This window comes from Falsiroseomonas oryzae, assembly GCF_027856955.1.
Lineage (GTDB): Bacteria > Pseudomonadota > Alphaproteobacteria > Acetobacterales > Acetobacteraceae > Falsiroseomonas > Falsiroseomonas oryzae.
In genome coordinates, this window is the sequence record NZ_JAPSMD010000446.1 from 1 (window position 1) to 4,278 (window position 4,278).

Sequence of the window (4,278 nt, forward strand, 5' to 3'; positions counted from 1 at the left end):
CGCGCCTCCGCCGACCGCGTCCGGCACCGCGCGCCGCCGCGGTCACGCCGTCGCGAGCGCGCGCCGGGGCCGGCCCCAACCCGACACGTGAGCCCCGCGCCGCTTGACCCCTGCCGGCTGCCGGGCAAGGGATGTGAAGCCACAGGCTGAGAGATCACCGATGTCGTCCCGCGCGGCCCCGATCGCCCGCTTCTCCGCCCAGGAGGCGCTGGTCTGCGCCATGGTGCTCATGTCGGTCGCCGACGGCCCGATGTCGGATGCCGAGCTCGGCATGATGAGCCGCATGGTCCAGGAACTGCCGGTCTTCTCGGACTTCCATGCCGGGGAGATCGAGTCGGTCACGGACACGGTGGCGAAGCTGCTCTCCCGCACCGACGGGCTGGACCAGGCCATGACCATGCTGCGCGACGCGCTGCCGATGCGCCTGCGCGAGACGGCCTATCTGCTGGCCTGCGAGGTCTGCGCCGCCGATGGCGACGCCACGCAGGAGGAACTGCAGTTCCTGCAGGACCTGCGGATCGGCCTGGACCTGGACAGGCTGATCGCCGGCGCGATCGAGCGTGCCGCCAAGGCCCGCTTCCAGGTGATCTGACCGCGGCCGCAGAAGCTTGCTTCCGCCGGGCCCGGCAAGCGGCAAATTTGCCGGCCGCGGCCCGGTGCGGCCAGCGCCGATGAACGAGGGCGTTGATGCGTCAACATCAACGCAAGCCGGCATCAGTCCACGATGAACAGCCTCGCACCGGTCTTCGTGGACGACCGGTGCGCGGCGTCGCCGAAGTCGGAGACCTGGTAGCTCATCCCCGGCTTCAGCGTGAACCGGCGGCCGTCCCGCAGCTCGGTCTCCAGCACGCCGTCCAGGACGAGCAGGACATGTCCGCGGTCGCACCAGTGGTCGGCCAGGTAGCCCGGCGAATACTCCACCATCCGCACGCGCAGGTCGCCGACCTGCAGCGTGCGCCACAGCGCCTGCCCGGTCTCGCCGGGATGCACGGTCGGCTCGACGCGGCTCCACTCCGTGACGGTGAAGGGCAGGGCGGGGATCTTCACCGCGGCGCCTTCGGCGGCAGCGGTTCCGTCGTGCCGCCGGCGGCGCGCCAGGCGCCGTAGCCGCCCTTGATGTGCGCCACCGGCTTCAGCCCCATCTCCTGCGCCGCACGCGCCGCCAAAGCGGAGCGCAGGCCGCCGGCGCAGAAGAACACGAAGCGCTTGTCCTGCTGGAACTGCGGCTTGGCGTAGGGGCTCGCGGGATCGATCCAGAACTCCAGCATGCCGCGCGGGCAGTGGAAGGCGCCGGGGATGCGGCCTTCCCGCTCCAGCTCGCGGATGTCGCGAATGTCCACGAACTGCACGTCGTCGCGGCCATGCAGCCCCTTCGCGGCCTCCACGTCGATCTCCTCGACGAGCGCATTGGCCTCGTCCACCAGCTGCCGGTAGCCCTTGACGATTACCTGCGGCATCGCGCCCCTCCCGCCCTGGCGCGAGCGTAGGGCGGCCCGGATCAGGCGGCCAGACCCGGCGCCACGCCTGCGCTTCGCTGGGGGCTGAGGGCGACAGCGCGATGCCAGCCCTTGTTACGCCACGCCCGCGCCGTGCCGCGCCACCACGCGCCCGTGGCTGATCACCAGGGCCCGCGGCGGCTGGGCGACCACGGCCTCGGCCAGTGTCTCGGCTTCCAGCAGCACCAGGTCGGCGCGTTCGCCCGGCGCCAGGCGGCAGGTCTCGAAGCCGCAGGCGGCGGCCGCCGCGTCGGAGACCATGCCGAAGGCGATCGCGATCTCGTCGTCGCGACGCAGGTCGTTCTTCATGCCGACGATCATGGCGCGCTGCAGCATGTCCGGCATGCCGTAGGGGGTCCACATGTCGCGGACGCCGTCATTGCCGGCGAAGATCGCAACCCCTGCCGCCTGTGCCGCGCGCACGGACGGCACCGGGCGGGACGGCGGTGCGGTGGTGGCCAGCGCGATGCCGGTCTCGGCCAGCGCGTCCAGCAGCGCCGGCGCCCGCGCCACCTCGCCCAGGCAGAAGGCGTGGCTGACCACGACCTTGCCCTGCATGGACAGGGCCTGCGTGCGCTCCACGATCAGCTCCAGCGCGAAGGCGCCGAGTTCGCCGGGCTCGTGCAGGTGGATGTCGAGCGGCTTGCCGTGGCGCGCGCACAGCCCGAACACCGCATCCAGGTGGCCCTTTGGATCGCGGTCGATGCCGGAGGGATCGAGCCCGCCCACGATGTCCGCGCCGTTGCGCAGCGCCGCGTCCAGCAGCTCCAACGTGCCCGGGCGGACCAGCAGGCCGGATTGCGGGAAGGCGACGACCTGGATGTCCATGGTGCCGCGCAGCCTCTCCCGCAGCGCGACCAGCGCGTCGCTGTGGGCGGTGCCGACCTCCGTGTCCACGTCGGCATGGCTGCGGATGCGGGTGGTGCCGCGCAGCAGGAAGGCCCGTGCCAGCCGCTCGCCCTGGCGGGCCGGATCCAGGCCGAGCACCCGGCGCTGCGCGCGCTCCGTCTCGATGCGGTCGATCAGCCGGGGCCCGACCTCGTTGCGCCACCAGCCCATCTCCCACAGCGTCTTGTCGAGATGGGTGTGCCCTTCGACGAAGGCAGGCAGGGCCAGCAGCCCGCGCCCCTCCTCAAGGGCGGCCCCGGCTGGCGCCGCGAGGCCCGCGCCGATCGCGGCGATCCGCCCGTCCTGCAGCAGGATGTCGGCCGGAGATCCGCCCAGCGGGCGGCAGTCGCGGATAAGCAGGGCGGTCATGACGGGCGGGCTCCGGCGCGGTGGGCCCGCCATTCCGCGCCGGCGCCGCCGGCCCGGCAAGGTCCGCGTCAGCGCGTGCTCTGGACCTGTACGATGGCCGACGGCTTCGGGTCCGGGCGAGGCTGCCCGGAGGTGACGGCCATGGCCGCGGCGGCGGCCAGCAGCAGCAGGGGGACGATCGGCATGGCGGTCCGGCTCCGCATCATGCCCGCACCGCAGCATTGCCCGCCGCCGCTGTCCTTGCGGTAGCGCAAACCGCCGGCCGCGGGGCGGCCGGTGCCTCAGGCGCCCAGCACCCAGTTCCGGAACAGGGCCAGGTCGATGTTGCCGCCGCAGAGGATCACGGCCACGCGCTTCCCGGCCATCCGGTCGCGCTCCTGCAGCAGCGCGGCAAGCGGGGCGGCGCCGGCGCCTTCCGCCAGATTGTGGGTGTCCTGCCAGTAGGCGCGGATCGCCTCGGCGACCTCCGCATCCGTCACGGTCACGATGCGGGCGGCGCCCCGGCGGATCATGTCGAGCGCCGCCGGGTCGGGGATGCGGGTGGCCATGCCGTCCGCCCGGGTGTTGGCGCTGGGCACGGTGACGACGCGGCCGGCCGCGAAGCTGCGGGCATAGGCGTCGGCCTCCGTGCTCTGCACCCCGATGATCTCGGTGGAGAGGCCCAGCAGGTCGCGCGCCATGATGCAGCCGCAGATGCCGGACCCCAGGCCGATCGGGACGTAGAGCGCATCGAGCGGTGGCCCCAGGGACGCAACATGGCGGAACAGTTCCAGCGCATAGGTCGCCACGCCCAGCACGAGGTCGGGCGCGAAGGAGGGGGCGAATTCCAGGCCCTCGGCCTCGGCGAGCCGCATCGCCTCGACCCGGGCAGCGTCGAAATCCTCGCCATGCTCCACCAGCCGCGCCCCGAAGGCGCGCATGGCGGCGTTCTTCTCCACGCTGTTGCCCTGCGGGACGACGATGGTGACCGGCACGCCCGCGCGCGCGCCGGCGAAGGCCAGGCTTTGCCCATGGTTGCCCCGCGTCGCGGAGACCACGCCGGGCACCCCGGGCCGCTCCCGCGCCAGGCGCTCGAAATAGGTCAGGCCGCCGCGAACCTTGAAGGCGCCGGTCGGCGTGTGGTTCTCGTGCTTGACCCAGACCTCGGCGCCGGTCCGCGCGGCCAGCAGCGGCCAGGCATATTGCGGCGTCGGCGGGAAGACCGCGTGCACCAGGCGGGCGGCGGCTTCCAGGGCTGGCAGATCGAACACGCGGCACTCTCCGGACGGAAACGCCCGCCAGCGCGGGCGTTGACGCGGGGCAGCATAACGGAGGACCCCGCGATGGCCATCACGGTGGACAGCAGCCAGTGGACCGGGCAGCGCGACGACACGCCGCTGGCCGTGCCCGTGGTGTGGGGAGAGTTCGAGAGCGAGGCGGCGCGCGACGACGCGATGGCGCGGCTGCGCGCAGTCGGGGCGCGGGGGCATGACGAGGTGCCCGGGGCCGAGGAGGCGGGGCGCGCCGGCGGCGCTGCGGCCGACGC

6 protein-coding genes are annotated in these 4,278 nt (G+C 73.3%); 2 read left to right on the forward strand and 4 right to left on the reverse strand.

Annotated elements, in window-relative coordinates:
* Positions 1-160: 160 nt before the first annotated feature.
* Complete coding sequence (locus tag OZN99_RS26615; RefSeq protein WP_270938254.1) at positions 161-592, forward strand: tellurite resistance TerB family protein; 432 nt, start codon at positions 161-163, stop codon at positions 590-592.
* Between the two features lie 122 nt (positions 593-714).
* Here the strand turns inward: OZN99_RS26615 and OZN99_RS26620 are convergent, their stop codons facing one another.
* The 4 genes from OZN99_RS26620 to OZN99_RS26635 form a co-directional block, all read right to left on the reverse strand.
* A complete protein-coding gene (locus OZN99_RS26620) occupies positions 715-1,047 on the reverse strand; it encodes a DHCW motif cupin fold protein (protein WP_270938255.1) in 333 nt (110 codons plus the stop codon).
* On the reverse strand, positions 1,044-1,457 hold the full coding sequence (locus OZN99_RS26625; RefSeq protein WP_270938256.1) for a rhodanese-like domain-containing protein: 414 nt from the start codon (positions 1,455-1,457) through the stop codon (positions 1,044-1,046). Before OZN99_RS26625 ends, OZN99_RS26620 begins: the two co-directional genes overlap by 4 nt.
* 114 nt (positions 1,458-1,571) lie before the next feature.
* Positions 1,572-2,753 carry an amidohydrolase family protein gene (locus OZN99_RS26630; RefSeq protein ID WP_270938257.1) on the reverse strand — a complete coding sequence of 394 codons (1,182 nt, stop codon included), beginning with the start codon at positions 2,751-2,753 and terminating at the stop codon, positions 1,572-1,574.
* A 281-nt stretch (positions 2,754-3,034) separates the two neighbouring features.
* Positions 3,035-4,003, reverse strand: coding sequence for a threonine dehydratase (locus OZN99_RS26635; protein ID WP_270938258.1), 969 nt, complete (start codon positions 4,001-4,003; stop codon positions 3,035-3,037).
* 72 nt (positions 4,004-4,075) lie between these two features.
* On the opposite strand from OZN99_RS26635, the gene OZN99_RS26640 reads away from it, so the two are divergent.
* Positions 4,076-4,278 (forward strand): hypothetical protein (locus OZN99_RS26640; protein WP_270938259.1); only part of this gene is annotated, 203 nt, incomplete at its 3' end.